Consider the following 21,533-nt stretch of genomic DNA (forward strand, 5'->3'; position numbering starts at 1 on the left):
GTACAACGCCGATGTGGCGCGCCGGCTGCTGGCCGGCGAGAGCGGCCCGGTGCGCGACGCCGTCCTGCTGAACTCGGCCGCCGCGCTGGTGGCGCTGGAGGGCGGCGAGGGGCCGCTGGCCGGGCGGATCACGGCCGCGATGGCGCGGGCGGCGGAGTCCATCGACTCGGGGGCCGCGCGCGACACGCTGGAGCGCTGGGTCACGGCCACCCAGCGCTGACCCGGCGGGGCACGCGGCGCGGCCGGGACGTCACCCGCGCCGCGCCGGCCCGCGACCAGGCGGCCGGAGCGGCGTGGCCGGTTCGGCGGTCAGGAGTCCAGGCCGATGGCGAACGCCGCCTCCAGGTCGTGCTGGGAGTAGGCGCGGAACGCGATGTGGGTTTCGGTCGACTCCACGCCGGGAACCTTGCTGATCCTGCCGGGGATCACGTCCGCCAGATCGTCGTGACGGGGGACGCGGACGATGGCGATCAGGTCGTGGGCGCCGGTCACCGAGTACACCTCGCTGACCCCTTCCAGGGCCGCGATGGCCTCCGCGATCTCCGGGATGCGGTCCACGCTGGTCTTGATGAGCACGATGGAGGTGATCACGGTGGGCCTTCCCCGGTGTCGGTGGTCGCGGTACGCCGCTCACCTTAGCTCCCGGCTCCCGTGACCGGGGCGTCCGCCGGACGGGCGATCCCCGGTGCCTGAGCACACGGGCACGGATCCAGGCCGTAGGGTGACGGTGCGGGTGACCACAGTCTCCCCCCGGACGTCGTCCGGGAGGTACCCCCAGGCCCGGCACGACAGAAGGCAGGCGGAACCATGGCGTACTCTCAGCCGGCGGATGCCGACGGACAGGTGTGACCGGTCATGGATGCCACGGATGGCGATGAAGGAGCCGAGCCCGCCGAGAGCCTGGACCGCCCGCTGCCGGAGAAGGTCAGGCACCGCGTGATCGCGGTGGCCGGCGACGCCTTCGCCGGCCTGACCGTCGCCGAGCTGCCGCCCGTGCTGCGGCAGTACGCCCGCTTCACCCCGGCCCGCCGCATCCGGCACGGCGGCGCCGCCATCGCCACCGCCCTGGAGAGCGACACCCTCTTCCGGCACCGGGTGGCCGCCCGGCTGCGCGCCGCCGAGCCCGGGCTCGCCGAGGCCGTGGAGAGCGGGACGGTACCGGCCGCCGCCGACCCGGTCGAGGTCGCCGCCACCGCCTATCTGCTGCGGCCGCCGGGCTGGGCCAAGCTGGTGGCCGCCGCCGGGGAGGAGGCGCAGCGCGCCCAGGACGAACGCGCCGGCGAGGAGCGCGAGCGGGAACTCGCCCGGCTGCGGACCGAGCTCGCCGAGGCGCGGGCCACCGCCCGCACCGACGCCGAACGGCTGCGCGCCGAGCTGGAGGCGGCCCGCAAGGAGACCGACGCGGTGCACCGCAAGCTCCGCAGCGCGCTCAGCGACGTCCGGCGCGGCGAGGCCACCGCGCGCAAGCTGCGCGCCGAACTGGAGACGGTCAGGGGCGAGGCCGCCGCCGCCCGGGCCGCCGCCGACAGCGAGGCGCGGCGGCTGCGGTCCCGGCTGGCCGAGGCCGAATCCGCCCTGGAGTCGGGGCGGAAGGCGGTCCGTGAGGGCCGGGGCATCGAGGAGATGCGGCTGCGGCTGCTGCTGGACACCGTGCTGGACGCCGCCCAGGGCCTGCGCCGCGAACTGGCCCTGCCACCCGCCCAGTTGCGCCCCGCCCAGACGGTGGACGCGGTACGTCCCGGTGAACTCTCCCCGCAGGACGTCGCCCACCGGGCGCTGGCCGACGACGACCCGGCGCTGCTCGACCAGTTGCTCGCCCTGCCCCAGTCGCATCTGGTGGTCGACGGCTACAACGTCACCAAGTCCGGTTATCCCCGGCTCCCGCTGGAGAAGCAGCGGGACCGGCTGCTGCGCGGCCTCGCGGTCCTGGCCGCGCAGACCGGCGCCGAGATGACCTGTGTGTTCGACGGCGCGGAGCTGGCCGCGCCGGTGCTGCTGACCCCGCCGCGCGGCGTGCGGGTGCTGTTCAGCAACCCCGGGCAGACCGCCGACGAGCTGATCCGGCGGCTGGTGCGCGCCGAACCCCCGGGCCGCCCCGTGGTGGTGGTCTCCTCGGACCGGGAGGTCGCCGACGGCGTCGCCCGGGCCGGGGCGCGCCCGGCCTCCGCCGCGCTGCTCCTCAAGCGGCTTGCCCGGACTTGATCCGCTTGGCGGGATCCCGTCCCCTCTGCCCGCTCTTTCGGCCGATGCGGGGGTTGTGCCCGCTTCTGTGCCGCACGCTCGGTGAGCCGTGGTCGCTGGGCGTGTGAGGTAAGTAAAAAATGCCCGCGGGGATTTGAAGGAAGGAACGGCCCCTCGCTAGGGTCGGGCCTCGAACCTTCGCGCGGTCGCTCACCCATCCCGGGTGGCCGTGGAGGTACCGCCGATTCCGCGGCCGATGCGCGGAGCCGGGGCCAAGCCCCCACACCCGGCAGGCGGCTGAGGAAGAAGGAGCTCGCCCCAGTGGCGTCCCACCGTCGTCCCAAGCAGCCGAGCCGTGCCCGGGTGACCGTGTTCGGTGCCACCGCCGCCGCCACCGTCGCCCTCAGCTCCCAGGCAGCGCAGGCAGCCGAGACCAAGGAACAGGTCCAGGAGCGCGTCGACCAGCTTCACGAGGAAGCGGCCATCGCGACCGAGGAGTACAACGGCGCCAAGGAGCGCGAGGGCCAGCTCCAGGATGAGGTGGAGACCCTCCAGGACTCCGCCGCCCGCGGCCAGGAGGAGCTGAACGAGCTGCGCTCCGGCCTGGGTTCGATCGCCGCCGCGCAGTACCGCACCGGTGGCCTGGACCCCTCCGTCCAGCTCTTCCTCTCCGGCGACCCCGACGCGTACCTGGAGCGGGCCTCCACCCTCAACCAGATCACCGGCAAGCAGGCCGAGACGCTTCAGCTCATCGAGGCCAAGCAGCGCACCCTCGCCCAGCAGCGCGAGGAGGCCACCGAGAAGCTGGCCGAACTGGAGGACACCCGCGACGAGCTGAAGGACCGCAAGGACACCATCCAGGGCAAGCTGAACGAGGCCCAGTCGCTGCTCAACCAGCTGACCGAGGAGGAGCGCGCCGCCATCGCCGCCGCCGAGGCGGAGGAGGCCGCGGCCGCCCAGGCGGAGGCCGAGCGCGCCAACCGCAGCGGCAGCGACGGCCGCCCGGTGCTGGACGGCAGCGGCTCCTCGCGCGGTCAGGCGGCCCTCGCGGCCGGCGCCACCAAGGTCGGCTCGCCGTACGTGTGGGGCGCCACCGGGCCCAACTCCTTCGACTGCTCCGGGTTCACCACCTGGTCCTTCGCCCAGGCCGGCGTGCAGCTGCCGCGCACCTCGCAGGCCCAGGCCAACGCGGGCATGCGGGTCAGCGAGAGCCAGCTGGCCCCCGGCGACATCGTGCTGTTCTACGGCGACCTGCACCACGTGGGCATCTACGCCGGGAACGGCCAGGTGCTGCACTCGCCGGGCACCGGGAAGTACGTCGAGTACACCGGCCTGCACACCATGCCGTTCCAGTTCGGCGTCCGGGTCGGCTGATCCGCGCCGTTCCTCCATCCGGGTGAATCGGCGGCCCCGCGGGCGGGCCGCCGACCCGCGCTGACCTGCGACGCCGCCGCGCCGTGCCGGATACGTCCCGGCCCGGGTTGCGCGATACCCGGCCGCGCCGGAACTAGATTCTGCTCCCCTCAGGTACCCCACCGAAGGGAGCACGGCGCGCAGTGGCAATCCACCGGCGTCCCTCGCAGCACGGCACGGCCCGCGCGGCCCGCGCCTCCGTCCTGTCCGCCGCCGCGACCGCGGCCGTCGCCCTGGGCAGCGCGCCCGCCGTGGCCGAACCCGCCCTCGACCGGGCCGGCGCGGCCCAGCGCGTGGACGAACTGTTCGCGGAGGCCGAGCGCGCCGTGGAGGCGTACAACGGCACCGCCGAGCGGGTGGCGGAGCTGACCACCGAGGCCGAGCGCTACCAGCGCCGGGTGGAGGCAGGCCAGCAGGCCGTCAACGAGACCCGCCGCTCCCTGGGTTCGGCCGCCGCCGCCCACTACCGGGCGGGCGGCATCGACCCGACCGTCGCCCTGCTGCTCTCCGACGACCCGGACACCTACCTCGCGCGCGCCGCCGCCGTGCAGCGGGTCGGCACCAGACGCTCGGGTGAGCTGCGCGAGCTGATGGCCGCCCAGCGCACCCTGGAACAGCGCCGCGCCGAGGCCGGCGACAAGCTCGGCGAACTCGCCGCCGAACGCGAGGCGCTCGCCCGCGCCAAGAACACCGTCCTGCGCAAGCTCGCCACCGCCCAGGCCCAGTACGAGCGGCTCACCGAAGAGGAACACGCCGAGCGGGCCGAACGCGCGGAGCGCGCCGCGCGCGCCGAACACGAGCGGGCCGCCGCGGCCGGCCCCGCCTCCGCGGGCACCGCCACCCCCGCCGCCGCCCCGGCACCCACCGCCGGATCCCGCGGCGCCGGCGCCCTCCAGGCCGCCCGGGGCGCACTCGGCAGCCCGTACGCCTGGGGCGCCGCCGGACCGAACTCCTTCGACTGCTCCGGCCTGACCCAGTGGGCCTACCGCCAGGCGGGCGTCTCACTGCCCCGCACCTCGCAGGCCCAGGCCGCCGCCGGCACCCCTGTACCGCTGTCCGCCGCCCAGCCGGGCGACCTCGTCGTCTACCGCTCCGACGCCAGCCACATCGGCCTGTACGCGGGCGGCGGCCAGGTCATCCACGCGCCCTACCCCGGCGCCGCGGTCCGTCTCGAGCCGGTCGGCATGATGCCGCTGCACTCCGTGGTCCGACCCTGAGCCCCGGGCGGGCCCAGGCCACCCGCTACGCTCGCCCGTGATGCACAGGACATTGATCGTCACCAACGACTTCCCGCCGCGCCCCGGCGGCATCCAGGCGTTCCTGCACAGCATGGCGCTGCGCCTGGACCCGGACCGGGTGGTCGTGTACGCCTCCACCTGGAAGCGCGACAAGGAGGGCCGGGAGGCCACCGCCGCCTTCGACGCGGAGCAGCCGTACCCGGTGATCCGGGACCGGGCCACCATGCTGCTGCCCACCCCGCGCGTCACCCGGCGCGCGGTCGAGCTGCTGCGCACCCACGCGTGCACCTCCGTCTGGTTCGGCGCCGCCGCGCCGCTGGGCCTGATGGGGCCCGCGCTGCGCAAGGCCGGCGCCCGGCGGCTGGTGGCCACCAGCCACGGCCACGAGGCCGGCTGGGCCCAGCTGCCCGCCGCCCGGCAACTGCTGCGCCGCATCGGCGAGGGCACCGACACGGTGACGTACCTCGGCGAGTACACCCGCTCGCGCATCGCCGCCGCGCTCACCCCGCAGGCCGCCGCCCGCATGGTGCAACTGCCGCCCGGCGTCGACGAGAAGCTGTTCCACCCCGGCTCGGGCGGCGAGGCGGTACGGGCCGAGCTCGGCCTGACCGACCGGCCGGTGGTCGTGTGCGTCTCCCGGCTGGTGCCGCGCAAGGGCCAGGACACCCTCATCCGGGCACTGCCGCGGATCCTGGCCGCCGAGCCGGACACCGTGCTGCTCATCGTCGGGGACGGCCCCTACCGCCGGGAGCTGGAGAAGCTGGCACGGGAGACCGGGGTCGCCGCCTCGGTGCGGTTCACCGGCCCCGTCCCGTGGGAGCGGCTGCCCGCGCACTTCGGGGCGGGCGACGTGTTCGCGATGCCGTGCCGCACCCGGCGCGGCGGTCTGGACGTGGAAGGGCTCGGCATCGTCTACCTGGAGGCGTCGGCCACCGGGCTCCCGGTGGTCTCCGGCGACTCGGGCGGCGCCCCGGACGCGGTCCTGGACGGCGAGACCGGCTGGATCGTCCGCGGCGGCGCCCCCGCCGCGGCGGCCGAGACCGCCGAGCGGATCGTCACCCTGCTGCGGGACCCGGGGCTGCGCCGCCGGATGGGGGAGCGGGGCCGGCAGTGGGTCGAGGAACGGTGGCGCTGGGACCTGCTGGCCCAGCGGCTGCGGGAACTGCTGTAGCGGCGGCCCGCGATAGCCTTCCGATGACAGCCTGCCCCCCACGGCACGACGACTGAGCGCGGAACAAGGAGCCACCCTCGATGGCCGAACACACCAGGTCGAGCATCACCATCGACGCCACCCCGGCCGACGTCATGGCGGTGATCGCCGACTTCGGCCGGTACCCCGAGTGGACGGGCGAGGTGCGCGAGGCGGAGGTGCTGGGCACGGACGCGCAGGGGCGCGCCGAGCAGGTGCGGCTGGTGCTGGACGCGGGCGCCATCAAGGACGAACACACCCTGGAGTACGCCTGGTCGGGCACCGACGAGGTCAGCTGGTCGCTGGTGAGGTCCCAGCTGCTGCGCTCCCTGGACGGCTCCTACCGGCTGGTGCCGGTGGAGGGCGGCCGGCACACCGAGGTGACGTACCAGCTGACCGTGGACGTGAAGATCCCGATGCTGGGCACCATCAAGCGCAAGGCCGAGAAGGTCATCATCGAGCGGGCGCTCGACGGGCTGAAGAAGCGCGTGGAGCAGGGCGGGACCTCCGCCGGATGACGCCGCCACGGGTGCTGCTGGTCACCGGCCCGGGCGGCGCGGGGACGACCACGGTGGCGGCCGGTACGGCGCTGGCCGAGGCGCGGGCGGGCCGCTCGGTGCTGCTGCTGGGGGAGTCGGTGGGCACCCTGAGCGGTGTGGACGCGATCCGGCCGGACGCCGCCCAGTGGTTCAGGGACGGGGTGCTGGGCCTCCAGCAACGGGCCGGTACCGAGCTGCTGCACGACGACGAGCTGACCGAACTGCCCGGCAGCGCGGGGCTCGCGCTGCTGGACGCGCTCGCCCGGGCGTACCGCTCGGGCCGCTGGCAGACGCTGGTGGTCGATCTGCCGCCGGTCACCGACGCGATCCGGCTGCTGGCCCTGCCCGAACTGCTGGCCCGCTATCTGCGCCGGCTGCTGCCCGAGCGGCGCCCCGCCTCCCTGCTGCTGGCGCAGCTCGCCGGGGTGCCGTACGAGGAGGCGGGCCGCTGGATCGGGACGCTCACCGCGCTGCACGCCCTGCTGGCGGCGGACGGGGTGGCGGTGCGGCTGGTGACCGAGCCCACCGCGCAGGCCCCGGCGGCGGTGCGCCGGGCGCGGGCCGGGCTCGCGCTGCACGGCCTGGCCCTGGAGACGCTGATCGCCAACCGGGTGCTCCCGGCGGGCTCCGCCGACCCGTGGCTGCGGGACGCGGCGGCGGCCCAGCGCGCGGTCCTCGACGTCCTGCCGGGGCCGCCCCGCGAACTGCCGCACCTGGGCGGGGCGCCCGGCGAGGCGGAACTGGCCGTCCTGGCCGGGTCCGGGGCACTGGACACGGTACCGGCCGACCGGCTGCGGCGACCGCTGCCGGTGCTGACCGACCGCACGGAGAGCGCGGAGGTCACGGACGGCACCGAGGCCGCCGGGGACGCCCCCCTGGTGTGGCGGCTGCCGCTGCCCGGGGCCACTCGCGGCGAACTCGACCTGGTCCGGCGCGGCGACGAACTCTTCGTCACCACCGGCCCGTTCCGCCGCGCCCTGGCCCTGCCCGAGGCGCTGCGCCGGTGCACGGTGACCGGCGCGGCGCTGGAGGAATCGGGGGAGCTGGCCGTACGGTTCGCCCCTGATTCGCGGTAACGTCGAACGCATCCACGATGTGCCGCTGTGCCAGGAGAACGCCATGAGCGAACCCACCGAGCAGCCCGCAGAGCAGCCTTCCGAGCAGCCCGCCGACGCCGATCCGCGGGCCTGGGAGGAGGCGTGCGCGGAAGATCTGGCCGCCGAGCGGGCCAGGTTCCGGGAGCGGACCCGGGAGCAGCCGCCGCACCGGGACGCCGCCGAGGAGCTGCGCAAGCTGATGACCGCCATCACCGAGGAGGCCGGGCGGCTCGGCGCGCGGTTCGGGGCGGACGCGGCGCTGCTGGCCGCGCGGGCGCGGTCGACGGTGAACCCGGAGGTGCTGGAGCATCTGTCCAACGCGGGTGCCGAACTGGTGGCCGCCTACCGGGCCGCCGTCGTCGGCTACCAGCGGCAGGCGGGCCAGGACCGGCCGGCCGAACCCGGCGACGGGACCGGGGAGCACCGTGAGGGCCGGGAGCGGGCAGGGAAGGACGGTGACGGTGAGGAGCCGTCCGGTCCGGCCCAGCGCATTGATCTGGACTGATCGCGCGGTACGGTGTTCGGCGGCGGGGATCGACTGACCTTTTTGAGGAATTCATGGGACTGACCATCGGCGTTGACATCGGCGGCACCAAGATCGCGGCCGGTGTGGTCGACGAAGAGGGCGCGATCCTCGACACCTGCACGGTGCCCACTCCGCCCACCCCCGAGGGTGTGGTGGAGGCCATCGCCGAGGCCGTCAAAACCGTGGGACGCGACAGCAAGGCGGAGGCCGTCGGTATCGGCGCGGCCGGTTACGTCGACGACAAGCGGGCCACCGTGCTCTTCGCGCCGAACATCAAGTGGCGGCACGAGGCCCTGAAGGACAAGGTCGAGCAGCGGGTCGGCCTGTCCGTGGTGGTCGAGAACGACGCGAACGCCGCCGCCTGGGGCGAGTACCGCTTCGGCGCCGGAGCCGGACACGAGGACGTCGTGGTCATCACCCTGGGCACCGGGCTCGGCGGCGGCATCATCATGGGCGGCCGGCTGTACCGGGGACGGTTCGGGGTGGCGGGCGAGTTCGGCCACATCCGGGTGGTGCCGGACGGGCTGCTGTGCGGGTGCGGCAGCCAGGGCTGCTGGGAGCAGTACGCGTCCGGCCGCGCCCTGGTGCGCTACGCCCGGCAGCGGGCCGCCGCGACCCCGGAGGCGGCGACCGTGCTGCTGGCCGAGGGCGACGGCACCCCCGAGGGCATCGAGGGCCGCCATGTGTCCGCCGCCGCCCGGCAGGGCGACCCGGTGGCCGTCGACTCCTTCCGCGAGCTGGCCCGCTGGGCGGGCGCCGGGCTCGCCGATCTGGCCTCGCTGTTCGACCCGTCCGCGTTCATCGTGGGCGGCGGCGTCTCGGACGAGGGCGATCTGGTGCTGGAGCCGATCCGCAAGTCCTTCCGCCGCTGGCTGGTCGGCAGCCGCTACCGGCCGCACGCGCAGGTGGTCGCGGCCCAGCTGGGCGGCCGGGCCGGGCTGGTGGGCGCGGCGGACCTGGCCCGCCAGGGCTGATCCCGGGCGGGCCGGCCCGGGGCGGCGTCAGGCGGGCGCCGGCTCCGGGCCGCACTCCGCCAGCCGCTCCCGTACCCGAGCGGCCTCGGGCAGCCCCAGGGCCTCGCAGTGGGTCAGCGCCTGCCGCCAGTGGGCGCGGGCGCTGTCCCGGTCGCCGAGGCCCGCGTACACCTCCGCGATGCCCGCGTGGGCGTGCGCCAGCAGATCGCGGTGGTCGGAGCCCACGGCGACCGCGATCGCCTCGCCGTACTCCCGCAGCGCCTCCCGGGGCCGGCCGGCCATCACCCGGGCCCCGGCCAGGGAGGTGAGCGCGGCGGCGAGCAGCCCCGGGTCCCCCACCTCACGGGCGATGGCCTCCGCGCGCAGGTGATGGCGCAGCGCGCGCTCCGGTTCGGACCGCCGCTCGTGGACCTGCCCGAGGATGCGCAGCGCGTGCGACTCCACCAGGCGGTACCCGGTCTCCCGGGCCAGGTCGAGGGCGCGCCGCGCCTGCTCGTACGCCAGGTCCTCCTCGCCCAGTTGCAGGGACACCTCGGCCAGGCCGCTGAGGATGTTGCCCTCGTTGGTCCGGTCCCCGTGCTCCTGGCACAGCGCGAGGGCCGTCCGCATGGCCCGGCCCGCCTCCTCGTACCGGCCGAGCAGTTGCAGCGAGATCCCGCTGTTGCACAGCGCCGCCCGGTGCACGGCCCAGCCGCCGGCGCCGCCCTCCTGCGCGAGCCGGTACTGCCGCAGGGCCTCGAAGTGGTCGCCGAGCGAGGCGTGCGCGTTGCCCAGGTTGACCAGGGTCGCGTCCCGCAGCTCCGGCTCGTCCAGCTCCTGGTAGCGGAGGAACGCCTGCCGCAGCAGGGCGATCGCGCGGTGCAGGTCGCCGCCGGAGCGGTTGAGGGCGGTGGACAGCTGGCGCAGCGCGTTGGCCTCCGCCAGCCGGTCCCCGCTCTCCCGGGCCCCGGCCAGCGCCCGCTCGTGCAGGGTGACGGAGTCGTCGTGGTAGCCGCCGGTCTCCAGATGGCGCCACAGGGTGTCCGACAGGAAGCGGGTCAGCTCCGGCGGGCCGTTCCGGGTGGCTTCCAGCAGGCAGGCCCGTTCGGTGTCCAGCCACCGCCGCGCCTCCTCCGGGGAGGCGAGAGCGGGCAACTCCCCGTCCCAGGCGGGGGCCGGAGGCCGCCTGGCCTTCTCGTACGGGGCGACGGCGTCCAGCGCGGCGGCGGAGGCGGCCCGGTAGTAGCCGCTCAGCCGGGTGAGCGCGCCGGCCCGCTCGGCGGCGTGGCCGGGGTCCGCAGCGAGGTCGGCGGCGTAGGCCCGCAGCAGGTCGTGCTGCTGGTACCGGCCGGGAGCGGTCCGGTCCACCAGATGGGCACGGAGCAGGGTGTCCAGGGCGCGGCGGGCGGGGCGCTCCCCGGTGCCCGCCATCGCGGCGAGCGTGTGGGCGTCGGTGTCGTGCCCGGGAAGCACCCCGAACAGCCGGAAGATGTGGGCCACCTCCGGGCGCAGCCGCTGGTAGGACCAGGAGAAGACGGCCCGTACGGCGGTGTACGGGTCGCCGTCGAGGTCCAGCAGCTCCAGCGCCTCCTGCCGGTCGGCGAGTTCGGCGGCCAGGGCGGCGAGCGGGCGGGACGGCTGGGAGCGGGCGAGTTCGGCAGTGATCCGCAGGGCGAGCGGGAGACGGGCACACCGTTCGATCAGGGTGTCCACGGCCGCGGGTTCGGCGGTGGCCCGGGCGCCCAGCAGGTGCCGCAGCAGGTCCCGGGCGTCGGCCGGCGGGAGCCGGTCCAGGGTCAGCCGGTGGGCGCCCTCGCGGGCGACGAGCCCGGCGAGCGCGTCCCTGCTGGTGATCACCGCGCGGGCGGTGGGGGAGCCGGGCAGCAGAGGCCGTACCTGTTCCGCGCTGTGCGCGTTGTCGAGGACGACCAGCACCCGCCGGCCGTCCAGCAGGGTCCGGTACCGTGCCGCCCGCTCGGCGGGCTCCGCGGGGATGGAGCCGCCGTCCACGCCGAGCGCGCGCAGGAATCCGGCCAGCGCGTCCTCGGGCGCCACCGGCCGGTCCGGACCGTAGCCGTGCAGGTCCACATAGAGCTGGCCGTCGGGGAAACGGTCCCGTACCCGGTGCGCCCAGCGCACCGCCAGGGCGGTCTTGCCCACCCCGGCGGTGCCCGCGACGGCGGTGACCAGCACCGGGCCGCTGTCCCCCGGCCGGGCCAGCAGCGCGTCCAGCTCGGCCAGTTCGGCCGCGCGGCCGGTGAACCGGGTGACGTCCGCCGGGAGCTGGGCCGGGATGCGCGGCAGCGGCGGGGCGGTGCCGCCGGAGGGCCCGGGCCGCGCGGGGGGCCCGATGGGCTCGCCGGCCAGCACGCCGCGTTCCAGCGCGCGCAGCTCCGGCCCCGGCTCCAGGCCGAGTTCGGCCACCAGCCGGTCCCGCGCCGTCCGGTAGGCGGCGAGTGCGTCGGCCGGCCGGCCCGCGCGGTACAGGGCGGTCATCAGCAGCGCGTGCAGCCGTTCGCACAGCGGGTGTTCCCGTACCAGGGCGGACAGTCCGCCGATCGCCGCCGTCTCGTTCCCCCGGGCCAGCTCGGCCTCGTACAGCGCCTCGTACGCCGTGAGCCGCAGCTCGCCCAGCCGGTGCGCCCAGTCGGCCAGCAGCGGCAGGTCGAGCCCGGCGAACGGTACGCCGCGCCACAGCTCCAGCGCCTCGCGCAGCAAGGCCGCCGCCCGCCCGGGTTCCCGGGCGCGGACCCGCAGGGCGTCGGCGATCAGGGTCTCGAAGCGGTCCGCGTCCAGTTCTCCGGGCCGCACCCGCAGCCGGTAGCCGTCGGCGCCGAGGGCCAGCCGGCCGGCGTCGCCGAGGAAGGCGCGCAGCCGGTGGATGTGCAACTGGAGGCGGGCCGCCGCGCGGTCGTCGGGCCGGTCGCCCCACAGCGCGTCGGCGAGCGTGTCGGCCGGGACCCCGGTGTCCGGCCGGGCCAGCAGCATCCCGAGCAGGGCGCGCCGCAGCCGTCCGGTCACCGGCTCACCGGTGCCCCCGCGCCGGATCTCCATCGGTCCGAGCACCGCGAAACCCACGGTGCCGTCCATGGCTCGGTCCATGGTCGTGTCCCTCTCCCCCGGCACCCCCCGCGTGGTGCGGCGCGGCGGGAGGTGCGCTGTCACCGCGCCCGGCCCGCCATGAAAGCGGGAGGAAAGCGCGATGCCCATTCTTGCTCATGGTGACCTCGCCCGGGCCCTGCCGCCCGGGATGCGCGCACCGTCCACCACTCTCCTACGGAAGACACGATGTCAGGCGGTTATCCTCCCCAGCCCGGGCAGCAGCCGGGACCGTACGGGCCCCCGCCCGTACCGCACCACGCGCAGCAGGGGCACCCTCCGCCCCCGGCGCCGTATTCCGGCCCGGCGCCCTACCCGGGCCAGGCGTGGCCGCCGGGGCCGCCGCCTCCGGTCCAGCCGCGCACGCGGAGGTCCGGGGCGGTCGCGGTGCTCGCCGTGGTGCTGGTGCTCGCCCTGGCCGCCGGTGGCGCCTGGTTCTTCCTGGGCTCCGGCGGCGACGACGGGGCCCCGCCCGTCGCCGTGGACCCGGACACCCCCGGCGGCCGGCTGTGGGACACGGACGCGGCGGACGACGCCGGGCAGCCGTCCGGCACCTGGTTCGTGGACGACACCCTGGTGCGGGCCACCGGCACCACGCTCACCGCGTACGGGGTCGCGGACGGCGCCGAGCGGTGGAACCTGGAGCTGGAGGGCGCGCACCTGTGTGTGCCCACCACCGCCACCCGGGACGGGGTGATCGTGGTCGGACACGGAGACAGCAACTGCGGTCAGAACATCACCTTCGTCGATCTCGCCGCCGGGGAGACCGGCTGGAGCCGGCGGCTCGAACCCCAGCAGAGCCCGCTCAGCTTCCGGATCGCGATGACGGACACGGCGTACGCCGTCCAGACCATCGGCGGCTGGACCGTGCACCGCATCACCGACGGGGAGGTGATCTCCTCGGGCGGCGCCGTCTACAACGTCCTCAACCAGGACGTGAACGACACCGACTTCGCCCGCGGCGTCGAACTCGTCCAGGGCGCCGAGATCTGCGCGGTGGACGGGGTCGCCGGTGGCGAGACGCTGCTGCGGCGGCGCACCTGCGCCACGGTCACGGACCCGGCCGGCCCCGAGCTGACCGACCCGTTCTCCCGCCTGGAGGAGATCGATCCGGACAGCGGGGACACCCGCTGGAGCCTGGACCTGCCCGAGGGCCGCTGGCTGTCCAAGATCGTCAGCAAGGCGCCGCTGGTGCTGCTCCTGCGGGACGATCAGTTCGGCGGCAACCAGGAGCTGGCCGTCGTCGAGGACGGCGGGATCACCCGCACGGTGCCACTGGCCGCCGTGGCCGAACTCGACTCCTCCGAACTCGCCGGCTTCGTCGAGGCGCACTGCCGGGACGGCATCGTCGTCTACGAGCCGCTGGACGACTGCGGCGGCATCGTCACCAACGGACACACGCTGTACGTCTCCGCGAACGCGACCATGGGCACCTCCCAGGTGCGGGCCCTGGACCTGGCCACCGGCGAGGTCCTGTGGAGCTACGAGCCCGAATACGTCACCCGCCACCTGCTCATCGGCACCGACGACGCCGGCATCCTGGCGCACCAGGCCGGCTACCGGGACGAACCCGGGCAGGTGGTCCGGCTGACCCCCGACGGACGGACGGCCGACCCGCTGTTCCGCACCGACGACCTCATCCTGCCGGGCATGACGTACACGGCCTGGACGGACGGGAACCTCGTGCTCGCGGCGGCGGAGTCCGGCGAGGAGTTCGGCCTCACGGCCTACGGCACCGAAGGAACCGTCGCCGAACCGGCACAGCCGTAACGGCCGGGTGGACTCTCCCACGGGGGGAGAGTCCACCATGGCGGTGTGCACGACGAACTCCTCACCATCGGGCGCTTCGCCCGGCTGTGCCGGCTCAGCGTCAAGCAGCTGCGGCACTACGCCGAACTGGGACTCCTGGCCCCGGCCCGGGTGGACCCGGCCACCGGCTACCGCTACTACGCGCCCGGCCAGGCCCGCGACGCGCTGACCATCGCCCTGCTGCGCGACATGGATCTGCCGCTGGCCGTGATCGCCCGGGCGCTGGCCGCCGACCCCGCCTCCCGGGCCCGCATCCTGCGGGACGAACGGGACCGGCTGGCCGAACGCGTCCGCCGCGACCAGGCCCGGCTGCACCTGCTGGAACGGCTCGCCGAAGGCGGGCTGCCCGGCTACGAGGTGGGGCTGACCACCGAGCCGGCCCGCCGGCTCGCGGTGGTGCGGGCCGAGTGCGCCCCGGCGGAGATCGGGGCGGCGTTCGGCGCGTGCGCCGCCCGGCTGCTGCCCGCCCTCGGCCGGGCGGGCGCGGACTGGGAACCGCCGCTGTGGGGCCTGTACCCGCTGGACCTGACCGAGCGGATCGAGATCACCGTCGGAGCACCGGTGCCGCCCGGGCCGGACCGGGAGATCCCCGGCGTCGCCCGGCAGGAGGTTCCGGGGGTACGAGTCGCGGAGACCGTGCACTCCGGCCCCTACACCCAACTGCCGCTCGCCTACCACGCCCTGCTGGCCGCCGTCCACGAACGCGGGCTGCGTCCGCTGGGCCCGGTGCGCGAGACGTACCTGGCCGGCCCGGCCGAGGCACCCGAGGAAGAACTGCTGACCCGGCTGGTCATCCCCGTAGCGGAAGGCACCCCATGAGCACCATCGTCCCGGTCGACCCCCGCGGCGGACTGCACTGCGAGACCACGACCCTCGGCGTCCTGCTGCGGCACGAGGGACTCGACCTCTCCGAACCGATGCTCTTCGGCCTCGGCTCCGGACTCTCCTTCCTCTACTGGGACAGCAAGCACCTCGACTTCCCCTTCCTCGGCGGCCGGGTCAAACCCTTCGACCTCACCCGCGCCCTCGCCGACCGGCTCGGCCTCGGCCTCACCGTCCACGAGACCTCCTCACCCCGCCGCGCCTGGGACCACGTCACCGCCCCGCTCGCCGCCGGCCGGCCGGTCGGGCTCCAGCTCGACAGCTACCACCTGGACTACTTCACCGCCAAGGTGCACTTCGGTGGCCATGTCGTCGCCCTCCACGGCTACGACGACCACCGCGCCCACCTGGTGGACACCGAGCAGCAGGGCGGCGCCGTCACCACGAGCCTGGACCACCTCGCCGCCGCGCGGGCCGCCCGCGGCCCGATGACCGCCAGGCACCGCTCGTTCACCCTCACCGTGCCGCCCGGCGCCCCCGCCCCGCACACCCGGCTCGTCCCCGCCATCACCGCCTGCGCGGACGCCTTCCTCCACCCGCCGATCGCCAACCTCGGCCACCGGGGCATCACCACGGCCGCCCGCCGGATCCGCACCTGGCGGGAGCGCACCGACCAACCGGAACGCGATCTGCCGCAGGCCGCCCGGCTGATGGAACACGCCGGCACCGGCGGCGCCCTGTTCCGCAACCTCTACCGCGACTTCCTCGCCGCCTGCACCGAACACCTCGACAGCCCCGCGCTGCGCACCGGCCACGCGCGCTACGCCGAGGCGGCCACCGGCTGGACCGAGACCGCCGCGCTGATCGCCCGGGCCGGCGAGACGGGCCGGGCGGAGCCCCTCGCCGAGGCGAGCGCCCTGCTCACCGGACTGGCCCGTATCGAACGCGAGGCGATGACCGCCCTGAGCCGCCTGGCGGAGTGAGCACGGCGTACGCCCCCGGCGCGGTCCACCGGCCCGCCGGGGGCAGCGCCTACCCTCGGCACATGCCCGTCGATGTGCGCCTGCTCAGCTACAACATCCGCTCGCTGCGCGACGACACCGCCGCCCTGGCCCGGGTCGTCCGGGCCTGCGCACCCGACGTGGTCGCCTTCCAGGAAGCACCGCGCTTCTTCGGCTGGCGCCGCCGGGTCCGGCGCCTCGCGCGGGCCACCGGCCTGCTGTACGTCACCGGGGGCGCCCCGTCCTGCGGCCCCATGATCATGACGACCCCGCGTCCGCTCGCCGAGCGGACGCTGGAGGAGACCCTTCCGTACACCCCGGGACTGCACCGGCGCGGGCTCGCCGCCGCCGTGCTGCGGTTCGGGGCGGGATCCCGGCTCGCGGTGGTCAGCTGCCACCTGGGCCTCCGGGCGGCCGAACGGCGGCAGCACGCCCTGCTGGTACGGGAGCGGCTCACCGCCCTCGGCGCCCCCGCCGCCGTCCTCGCGGGCGACCTCAACGAACCGCCCGGCGGCCCGGCCTTCCGGCTGCTCACCCGCGACCTCACCGACGCGTGGCGGGCCGCACCCGACGGCGGTGAGCACACCTACCCGGCCACCGGCCCGCGCAGCCGGATCGACGCCGTCCTGACCACGCCGCAGGTGAAGGTGGTGCGGTGCGGCGTGCCGCACGACCGGCCCGGCGTCACCGCCCGCGACCTGCGCGCCGCGAGCGACCATCTGCCGGTTCTGGCCACGCTCCGCATCCCGTAGCGGGCGGGCACCCGGCCTAGACGACCGCGCCGCTGCCCGGGTCCGTCCAGTCGTCGTCGTGGCCGTCCCGCATCCGCGCGATGAGGGTCGCGAAACCGCCGAGGAACCCGCCGACCCCCAGGGTGACGATCCACCAGGTCATCTCCTGCTGGAACAGCACGGACCCGAGCAGCAGCAGCGGGCCGCCGAGCACCGCGAGCCAGGCCACCTTGGTGGTCAGATCGGTCTCCGGCAGCGGCGGTGGATCCGGCGGCACGAAGTGGTCCCCGTCCGGGTCCTCACCCGGGCCCCAGTCACGCGGCCCGCTGCCCGACCACGGACCGGTGCCCGTCCCCGAGACCGTGCCGCCCTCCTCGGTGGCGGTACCGGCGCCGCCGGCCGCGCCCGGGCCCGTACCGGCGCCGGGGCCCGAGCCCTCCGCGCCCTCCGAGCCGTCCGCGCCCGGGGGCACCCGGTCCACGGTGTCGGTCAGGTCGAGGTCGTCCCCTTTGGGCCACACCCCGGGCGGATCGGCCGGCTCCTCGCCGTAGCCGGCGACGATCTGGGCCCAGGCGGCTTCCTCGTCGATCGGGTCGCGGCCGTCGCCGCGCTCCTGGTCACGTTCCGTCACTGGCGGTCTTCCTCGTCGCGGGGCGGATGACGCGGGTGATGAAGGCGTCCGTCTCCTGAAAGATACGCTCCGCGTCATGGTCCAGGGTGGCCACGTGATAGCTGTCGGCCAGCACCAGTTCGGTGACATCGGTGGACGACACCGAGCCCAGCACCACGGCCGAGTCACCCGGTGGCACCACATGATCCACCGCGCTGCGCATCAGCAGCAGCGGCTGGGTGACCTGCGGCAGTTCGCCGCGCACCAGCCGTACCAGCCGCCGCAGCTCGTCCGCCGCGTCCAGCGGCACCCGGTCGTAGCCGACCTCGGGCCCGGCGCCGGGCGCGCGGATGTCGCCGGTCACCCCGGAGGTGGTGGCCACCAGGTGCCGCAGCACCGGCAGCAGGAGGCCCCGGAGGGGCGGGAAGGTGATCGCGGGGTTCACCACGGCGACCCCGGCGATCCGGTCCCCGTGCCGGGCCGCCAGCCGCAGCGCCAGCGTGCCGCCCATCGAGAGCCCGCACACGAACACCTGCGCGCAGCGGTCCGTCAGCTCCCGCAGTTCACGGTCGACCGCCGCGTACCAGTCCTGCCAGCCGGTGACCCGCAGATCCTGCCAGCGGGTGCCGTGGCCGGGCAGCAGCGGCAGGGACACCGAATACCCCCGGCGGGCCAGCTCCAGGGCCCAGGGCCGCAGCGCCTGCGGGCTGCCGGTGAAGCCGTGGCACAGCAGGACGCCCGTGGACGAGCCCGCGTGGGAGAAGGGTTCGGCTCCGCTCAGGAGCGGCATCGGGGCCTCCGTTCGGTGCGGGATGTGGCCAGCCTACGCGGGCCCGGAGGCACCAAGAACAGTAAATCCCCAGTAGGGTCGGGCACGGAAGAACACAGGAGGTTGGCGGAGTGCTGTACGGCGCGATGAAGATTTCCGTCGGAGCAGGGCTGAAGCTGGCCTTCCGACCGTGGGTGGAAGGGCTGGAGCACGTACCGGCCCGGGGCCCGGCGATTCTGGCGAGCAACCATCTGTCGTTCTCCGACTCCTTCTTCCTTCCGGTGGTCCTCGACCGCAAGGTCACCTTCATCGCGAAGTCCGAGTACTTCACCTCTCCCGGGGTCAAGGGCAAGCTGACGGCGGCGTTCTTCAAGGGCGTCGGGCAGCTCCCGGTGGACCGCTCCGGCAAGCGCGGCGCCGGTGAGGCGGCGGTGCGCAGCGGCATAGCGGTGCTGGAGCGCGGCGAACTCTTCGGCATCTACCCGGAGGGCACCCGTTCCCCGGACGGCCGGCTCTACCGGGGCCGCCCCGGCGGCCTGGCCCGGATCGCGCTGGCGACCGGCGCCCCGGTGCTGCCGGTGGCCATGATCGACACCGAGAAGATCCAGCCGCCCGGCAAGGTGATGCCCAAGCTGATGCGGCCGGGCATCCGGATCGGCGAACCCCTGGACTTCACCCGCTATCAGGGCATGGAGGGGGACCGCTTCATCCTGCGTTCGGTCACCGACGAGGTGATGTACGCGATCATGAAGCTCTCCGGGCAGGAGTACGTCGACACCTACGCCTCGGTGGTCAAGAAGGCCATGGAGGAGGAGGCGAAACGCAAGAAGGACGGCGGTGGGGAGACCGCCGGGGACGAGCGGCCCACGGACACGCAGGACTGAGGGGGAGGCCCACGCGATGGGCGCAGTGCGGGCACCGGAGCGGCGTGCGGGGCCGGGCCAGGTCATCTCGGTGGAACAGCCGCTGTGGCGGGCTCTCACCGGCTACCGGGTGGTGACCCTGGGGTACGCGGTCGCCCTGTTCGCCCTCGGGTACGGGGATTACGGCCGCCCGCTGATCGGCGTCGGCTATCTCGCGCTGCTCACCGTCTGGACCCTGCTGACCCTGCGCCGGGTCACCTCGGCCGACCGGTGCACCGCACGTTTCCTGGCACTGGACCTGACCATGGCGGTCGGCGGCATCCTGCTCAGCTCCCTCGCCGATCCGGCGAACCGGGTCGGCCCGACCCTGCCCTCGATCTGGGTGGCGGGCGCGGTGATCGCGGTGGCCATCAAGAGCGGCTGGCGGTGGGCGGCGTTCGCCTCCGCGCTGGTCGGGGTCGCCAATCTGGTGGAGGACGGCCACTTCTCGCGCAGCGCGCTGCACAATGTGCTGCTGGTGTGCGTGGCCAGCATCGCGATCGGCTACGTGGTGGAGGTGGCCCGCGCCAGCGAACGCACCCTGGCCCGGGCGCTGCGCATCGAGGCCGCCAACCGGGAACGCGAGCGGCTGGCCCGCGACATCCACGACAGCGTGCTCCAGGTGCTCGCCATGGTGCAGCGGCGGGGCACGGCCATCGGCGGCGAGGCGGCGGAGCTGGGCCGGCTGGCGGGGGAGCAGGAGGTGGCGCTGCGGGCGCTGGTCACCGGCCGGCCTCCGGACGGCGCGGGCCCGCCCCCGCCGCCGGAAGCCGGGGACGCGCCCGCGGAGCGCGGCAGCGGCAGCGCGGAGGGGGCGGACGCGGCGGACGACCCGGACGAACTGGACCTGGGCGTCCTGCTCACCCTCGCGGCCGGCGGACCGGGCCGGGAGGCGGACGGCGGCCCGCGCGGCCCGGTGACGTACGCGGGCCCGGGCTGCCCCGTCCCGCTCCCGGCGGCCACCGCCCGTACCGTCGCCGCCGCCGTCGGCGCCGCCCTGGACAATGTGCGCAGGCACGCCACCGGCCCCTCGGGGGAACCGGCGGCGGCCTGGATTCTGCTGGAGGACGAGCCGGAGGAGATCACCGTGACCGTGCGCGACGACGGCCCCGGCATCCCCGAGGGGCGGCTGGCGGCGGCCGAGGCCGAGGGCCGGATGGGCGCGGCGCTGTCGATCCGCGGCCGGATGACCGAACTGGGCGGCAGCGCCCGCTGGATCTCGGTGCCCGGCCAGGGCACCGAAGTGGAGCTGCGGCTGCCCCGGCAGCGGAAGGGCGCGCGGCGGTGAGCGCGGAGCGGCCGGTGACGGTCATGGTGGTCGACGACCACCCGATGTGGCGCGACGCGGTGGCCCGGGACCTGGGCGAGGCCGGGTTCGAGGTGGTGGCCACCGCAGGGGACGGCCCGCAGGCGGTACGCCGGGCCCGGGCGGTACGGCCCGACGTGCTGGTGCTCGACCTCAATCTGCCGGGGCTGCCCGGGGCCGAGGTGTGCCGCCGGCTGGCCGGCGACCCGGGCCCCGGCGCGGAGCCGGGCCCCCGGGTACTGGTGCTGTCGGCCAGCGGTGAGCAGGAGGACGTGCTGGAGGCGGTGAAGGCGGGCGCCACCGGCTATCTGGTGAAGTCGGCCAGCGCCGGGGAACTGGCCGAGGCCGTGCGCCGTACCGCCGTCGGCGACCCCGTCTTCACCCCGGGGCTGGCCGGCCTGGTGCTCGGGGAGTACCGCCGGCTGGCCGCGGGGCCGCCGCCCGGCGGCGGGGACGGCCCCGGGGTGCCGCAGCTGACCGAGCGCGAGACGGAGGTGCTGCGGCTGGTCGCCAAGGGCCTCACCTACCGGCAGATCGCCGACCGGCTGGTGATCTCGCACCGCACCGTGCAGAACCACGTCCAGAACACCCTCGGCAAGCTCCAGCTGCACAGCCGGGTGGAGCTGGTCCGCTACGCGATCGAACGCGGGCTCGACACCGAGTGACGCAGCAGCCCGGCGACGATGGCCGGGCCGTTCAGGGTCAGCACCGACTCCGGATGGAACTGCACCGAGGCGAAGCCCTCCCCGCGCAGCGCGAACACCTCCCCGGTCGCCGGGTCGCGGCTGACCTCGATGGCGTGCGCGAGCAGTTCGTGCGCGGCGTCGGTGTCGCAGCGGGCGGCGAAGGAGTGGTAGCAGCCGACCGTCTCCTGCCGCCCGAAGAGGTCGATCCGCTCCTGCGCGCCCTGGTAGGGGTGCTGCTTGCGGACGACCTCCAGCCCCAGTTCGGCGGCGATCAGCTCATGGCCCAGGCAGACCCCGAGCAGCCCGGCCGCGTGCGGGCCGGCCAGCAGATCGCGGGCCAGCCCGCGCAGCAGCCGCATCCTGGGGTCGGCCGTGTCGTTCGGATCGCCGGGCCCGGGCCCCAGCACCACCGGGCCCGGATGGGCGGCGGCACGGGCGGGCAGCCCGGGGGCGTCGAAGCGCTCCACGGCGACCTCGGCGCCGGTGGCGCGCAGCAGATGGGCGAGCATCGTGGTGAAGGTGTCCTCGCAATCCACCACCAGGACGCGGCCCCCGGCGCTCGGCCGGCGCGGGGCCAGGTCCTGCATCCGCAGCCAGAACGGCGCGAGCCCGTCCCGCCGGGCGTCCAGGGCGGCCCGCACCCGCGGGTCTGTCTCTTATAC

19 protein-coding genes and 2 pseudogenes are annotated in these 21,533 nt (G+C 75.4%); 16 read left to right on the plus strand and 5 right to left on the minus strand.

All coding sequences use genetic code 11. The features are described from left to right. A pseudogene (locus ACFV5N_RS10060) lies at nt 1–220 on the plus strand (anthranilate phosphoribosyltransferase); the annotation flags it as partial. Between the two features lie 89 nt (nt 221–309). Here the strand turns inward: ACFV5N_RS10060 and ACFV5N_RS10065 are convergent. Further along, nucleotides 310–591 carry an Lrp/AsnC ligand binding domain-containing protein gene (locus tag ACFV5N_RS10065; protein WP_019433735.1) on the minus strand — a complete coding sequence of 94 codons (282 nt, stop codon included), beginning with the start codon at nt 589–591 and terminating at the stop codon, nt 310–312. Nucleotides 592–855: 264 nt separating this feature from the next. Here ACFV5N_RS10065 and ACFV5N_RS10070 point away from each other — a divergent pair, with 264 nt between their 5' ends. The 8 genes from ACFV5N_RS10070 to ACFV5N_RS10105 all read left to right on the plus strand — a co-directional run bounded on the left by ACFV5N_RS10070 (nt 856) and on the right by ACFV5N_RS10105 (nt 9,157). Continuing rightward, on the plus strand, nt 856–2,202 hold the full coding sequence (locus ACFV5N_RS10070; RefSeq protein WP_385596646.1) for an NYN domain-containing protein: 1,347 nt from the start codon (nt 856–858) through the stop codon (nt 2,200–2,202). Nucleotides 2,203–2,502: 300 nt separating this feature from the next. Then, the gene (locus ACFV5N_RS10075) at nt 2,503–3,555 is read left to right on the plus strand and encodes an NlpC/P60 family protein (RefSeq protein WP_385596648.1); all 1,053 of its coding nucleotides are present in this window, start codon (nt 2,503–2,505) and stop codon (nt 3,553–3,555) included. A 182-nt stretch (nt 3,556–3,737) separates the two neighbouring features. After that, complete coding sequence (locus tag ACFV5N_RS10080) at nt 3,738–4,811, plus strand: NlpC/P60 family protein (RefSeq protein ID WP_385596650.1); 1,074 nt, start codon at nt 3,738–3,740, stop codon at nt 4,809–4,811. Nucleotides 4,812–4,851: 40 nt separating this feature from the next. Further along, complete coding sequence (locus tag ACFV5N_RS10085; RefSeq protein WP_385596652.1) at nt 4,852–6,003, plus strand: glycosyltransferase family 4 protein; 1,152 nt, start codon at nt 4,852–4,854, stop codon at nt 6,001–6,003. An 80-nt stretch (nt 6,004–6,083) separates the two neighbouring features. Then, entirely contained in the window at nt 6,084–6,539 is a 456-nt protein-coding gene (locus tag ACFV5N_RS10090; RefSeq protein WP_385596654.1) for an SRPBCC family protein, read from the plus strand. Further along, nucleotides 6,536–7,636 carry an ArsA-related P-loop ATPase gene (locus tag ACFV5N_RS10095; RefSeq protein ID WP_385596656.1) on the plus strand — a complete coding sequence of 367 codons (1,101 nt, stop codon included), beginning with the start codon at nt 6,536–6,538 and terminating at the stop codon, nt 7,634–7,636. The genes ACFV5N_RS10090 and ACFV5N_RS10095 overlap by 4 nt, the downstream gene beginning before the upstream one ends. Nucleotides 7,637–7,679: 43 nt before the next feature. Continuing rightward, nucleotides 7,680–8,162 carry a DUF5304 family protein gene (locus ACFV5N_RS10100; protein ID WP_385596659.1) on the plus strand — a complete coding sequence of 161 codons (483 nt, stop codon included), beginning with the start codon at nt 7,680–7,682 and terminating at the stop codon, nt 8,160–8,162. A gap of 53 nt (nt 8,163–8,215) precedes the next feature. After that, a complete protein-coding gene (locus ACFV5N_RS10105) occupies nt 8,216–9,157 on the plus strand; it encodes an ROK family glucokinase (RefSeq protein WP_385596662.1) in 942 nt (313 codons plus the stop codon). Nucleotides 9,158–9,184: 27 nt separating this feature from the next. Here ACFV5N_RS10105 and ACFV5N_RS10110 read toward each other — a convergent pair whose 3' ends face one another. After that, complete coding sequence (locus ACFV5N_RS10110) at nt 9,185–12,238, minus strand: BTAD domain-containing putative transcriptional regulator (RefSeq protein ID WP_385596665.1); 3,054 nt, start codon at nt 12,236–12,238, stop codon at nt 9,185–9,187. A 384-nt stretch (nt 12,239–12,622) separates the two neighbouring features. Between ACFV5N_RS10110 and ACFV5N_RS10115 the strand changes: the two genes are divergently transcribed. From ACFV5N_RS10115 to ACFV5N_RS10130, 4 genes are all read left to right on the plus strand, one after another. Beyond that, nucleotides 12,623–14,005 (plus strand): PQQ-binding-like beta-propeller repeat protein, encoded by a 1,383-nt coding sequence (locus tag ACFV5N_RS10115; protein WP_385596668.1) that lies wholly within the window; start codon nt 12,623–12,625, stop codon nt 14,003–14,005. A 45-nt stretch (nt 14,006–14,050) separates the two neighbouring features. After that, nucleotides 14,051–14,863: a MerR family transcriptional regulator gene (locus ACFV5N_RS10120; protein WP_385596671.1), complete on the plus strand. Its 813-nt coding sequence runs from the start codon at nt 14,051–14,053 to the stop codon at nt 14,861–14,863. Continuing rightward, nucleotides 14,860–15,849, plus strand: coding sequence for a BtrH N-terminal domain-containing protein (locus tag ACFV5N_RS10125; RefSeq protein WP_385596674.1), 990 nt, complete (start codon nt 14,860–14,862; stop codon nt 15,847–15,849). Before ACFV5N_RS10120 ends, ACFV5N_RS10125 begins: the two co-directional genes overlap by 4 nt. Before the next feature lie 62 nt (nt 15,850–15,911). Further along, nucleotides 15,912–16,619, plus strand: coding sequence for an endonuclease/exonuclease/phosphatase family protein (locus tag ACFV5N_RS10130; protein WP_385596677.1), 708 nt, complete (start codon nt 15,912–15,914; stop codon nt 16,617–16,619). A gap of 16 nt (nt 16,620–16,635) precedes the next feature. On the opposite strand, the gene ACFV5N_RS10135 is transcribed toward ACFV5N_RS10130, so the two are convergent. Together ACFV5N_RS10135 and ACFV5N_RS10140 are read right to left on the minus strand one after the other, a co-directional pair. Next, nucleotides 16,636–17,307 carry a hypothetical protein gene (locus ACFV5N_RS10135; RefSeq protein ID WP_385596679.1) on the minus strand — a complete coding sequence of 224 codons (672 nt, stop codon included), beginning with the start codon at nt 17,305–17,307 and terminating at the stop codon, nt 16,636–16,638. Next, the gene (locus tag ACFV5N_RS10140; RefSeq protein WP_385596682.1) at nt 17,216–17,998 is read right to left on the minus strand and encodes an alpha/beta hydrolase; all 783 of its coding nucleotides are present in this window, start codon (nt 17,996–17,998) and stop codon (nt 17,216–17,218) included. The genes ACFV5N_RS10135 and ACFV5N_RS10140 overlap by 92 nt, the downstream gene beginning before the upstream one ends. A 110-nt stretch (nt 17,999–18,108) precedes the next feature. On the opposite strand from ACFV5N_RS10140, the gene ACFV5N_RS10145 reads away from it, so the two are divergent. The 3 genes from ACFV5N_RS10145 to ACFV5N_RS10155 are packed head-to-tail and all read left to right on the plus strand — an operon-like array spanning nt 18,109 to nt 20,850. Then, complete coding sequence (locus ACFV5N_RS10145; protein WP_385596685.1) at nt 18,109–18,861, plus strand: lysophospholipid acyltransferase family protein; 753 nt, start codon at nt 18,109–18,111, stop codon at nt 18,859–18,861. 16 nt (nt 18,862–18,877) lie between these two features. Further along, a complete protein-coding gene (gene macS, locus ACFV5N_RS10150) occupies nt 18,878–20,167 on the plus strand; it encodes a MacS family sensor histidine kinase (protein WP_385596687.1) in 1,290 nt (429 codons plus the stop codon). Between the two features lie 23 nt (nt 20,168–20,190). Beyond that, entirely contained in the window at nt 20,191–20,850 is a 660-nt protein-coding gene (locus ACFV5N_RS10155; protein WP_385596690.1) for a response regulator, read from the plus strand. On the opposite strand, the pseudogene ACFV5N_RS10160 reads toward ACFV5N_RS10155, so the two are convergent. Then, nucleotides 20,817–21,521 (minus strand): annotated as a pseudogene (locus ACFV5N_RS10160) (aminodeoxychorismate/anthranilate synthase component II); the annotation flags it as partial. The gene ACFV5N_RS10155 and the pseudogene ACFV5N_RS10160 sit on opposite strands and share 34 nt — an antisense overlap. Nucleotides 21,522–21,533: the final 12 nt, after the last annotated feature.

It is taken from the genome of Streptomyces sp. NPDC059853, assembly GCF_042731495.1.
Lineage (GTDB): Bacteria > Actinomycetota > Actinomycetes > Streptomycetales > Streptomycetaceae > Streptomyces.

Excerpts from the sequence above, each read along its gene's own strand:
- ACFV5N_RS10070 (WP_385596646.1), top strand. The coding sequence starts at position 856 with ATGGATGCCACGGATGGCGATGAAGGAGCCGAGCCCGCCGAGAGCCTG.
- ACFV5N_RS10085 (WP_385596652.1), top strand. The coding sequence starts at position 4,852 with ATGCACAGGACATTGATCGTCACCAACGACTTCCCGCCGCGCCCCGGC.
- ACFV5N_RS10090 (WP_385596654.1), top strand. The coding sequence starts at position 6,084 with ATGGCCGAACACACCAGGTCGAGCATCACCATCGACGCCACCCCGGCC.
- ACFV5N_RS10095 (WP_385596656.1), top strand. The coding sequence starts at position 6,536 with ATGACGCCGCCACGGGTGCTGCTGGTCACCGGCCCGGGCGGCGCGGGG.
- ACFV5N_RS10100 (WP_385596659.1), top strand. The coding sequence starts at position 7,680 with ATGAGCGAACCCACCGAGCAGCCCGCAGAGCAGCCTTCCGAGCAGCCC.
- ACFV5N_RS10105 (WP_385596662.1), top strand. The coding sequence starts at position 8,216 with ATGGGACTGACCATCGGCGTTGACATCGGCGGCACCAAGATCGCGGCC.
- ACFV5N_RS10110 (WP_385596665.1), bottom strand. The coding sequence starts at position 12,238 with ATGGACCGAGCCATGGACGGCACCGTGGGTTTCGCGGTGCTCGGACCG.
- ACFV5N_RS10125 (WP_385596674.1), top strand. The coding sequence starts at position 14,860 with ATGAGCACCATCGTCCCGGTCGACCCCCGCGGCGGACTGCACTGCGAG.
- ACFV5N_RS10130 (WP_385596677.1), top strand. The coding sequence starts at position 15,912 with ATGCCCGTCGATGTGCGCCTGCTCAGCTACAACATCCGCTCGCTGCGC.
- ACFV5N_RS10135 (WP_385596679.1), bottom strand. The coding sequence starts at position 17,307 with ATGACGCGGAGCGTATCTTTCAGGAGACGGACGCCTTCATCACCCGCG.
- ACFV5N_RS10140 (WP_385596682.1), bottom strand. The coding sequence starts at position 17,998 with ATGCCGCTCCTGAGCGGAGCCGAACCCTTCTCCCACGCGGGCTCGTCC.
- macS (WP_385596687.1), top strand. The coding sequence starts at position 18,878 with ATGGGCGCAGTGCGGGCACCGGAGCGGCGTGCGGGGCCGGGCCAGGTC.
- ACFV5N_RS10155 (WP_385596690.1), top strand. The coding sequence starts at position 20,191 with ATGGTGGTCGACGACCACCCGATGTGGCGCGACGCGGTGGCCCGGGAC.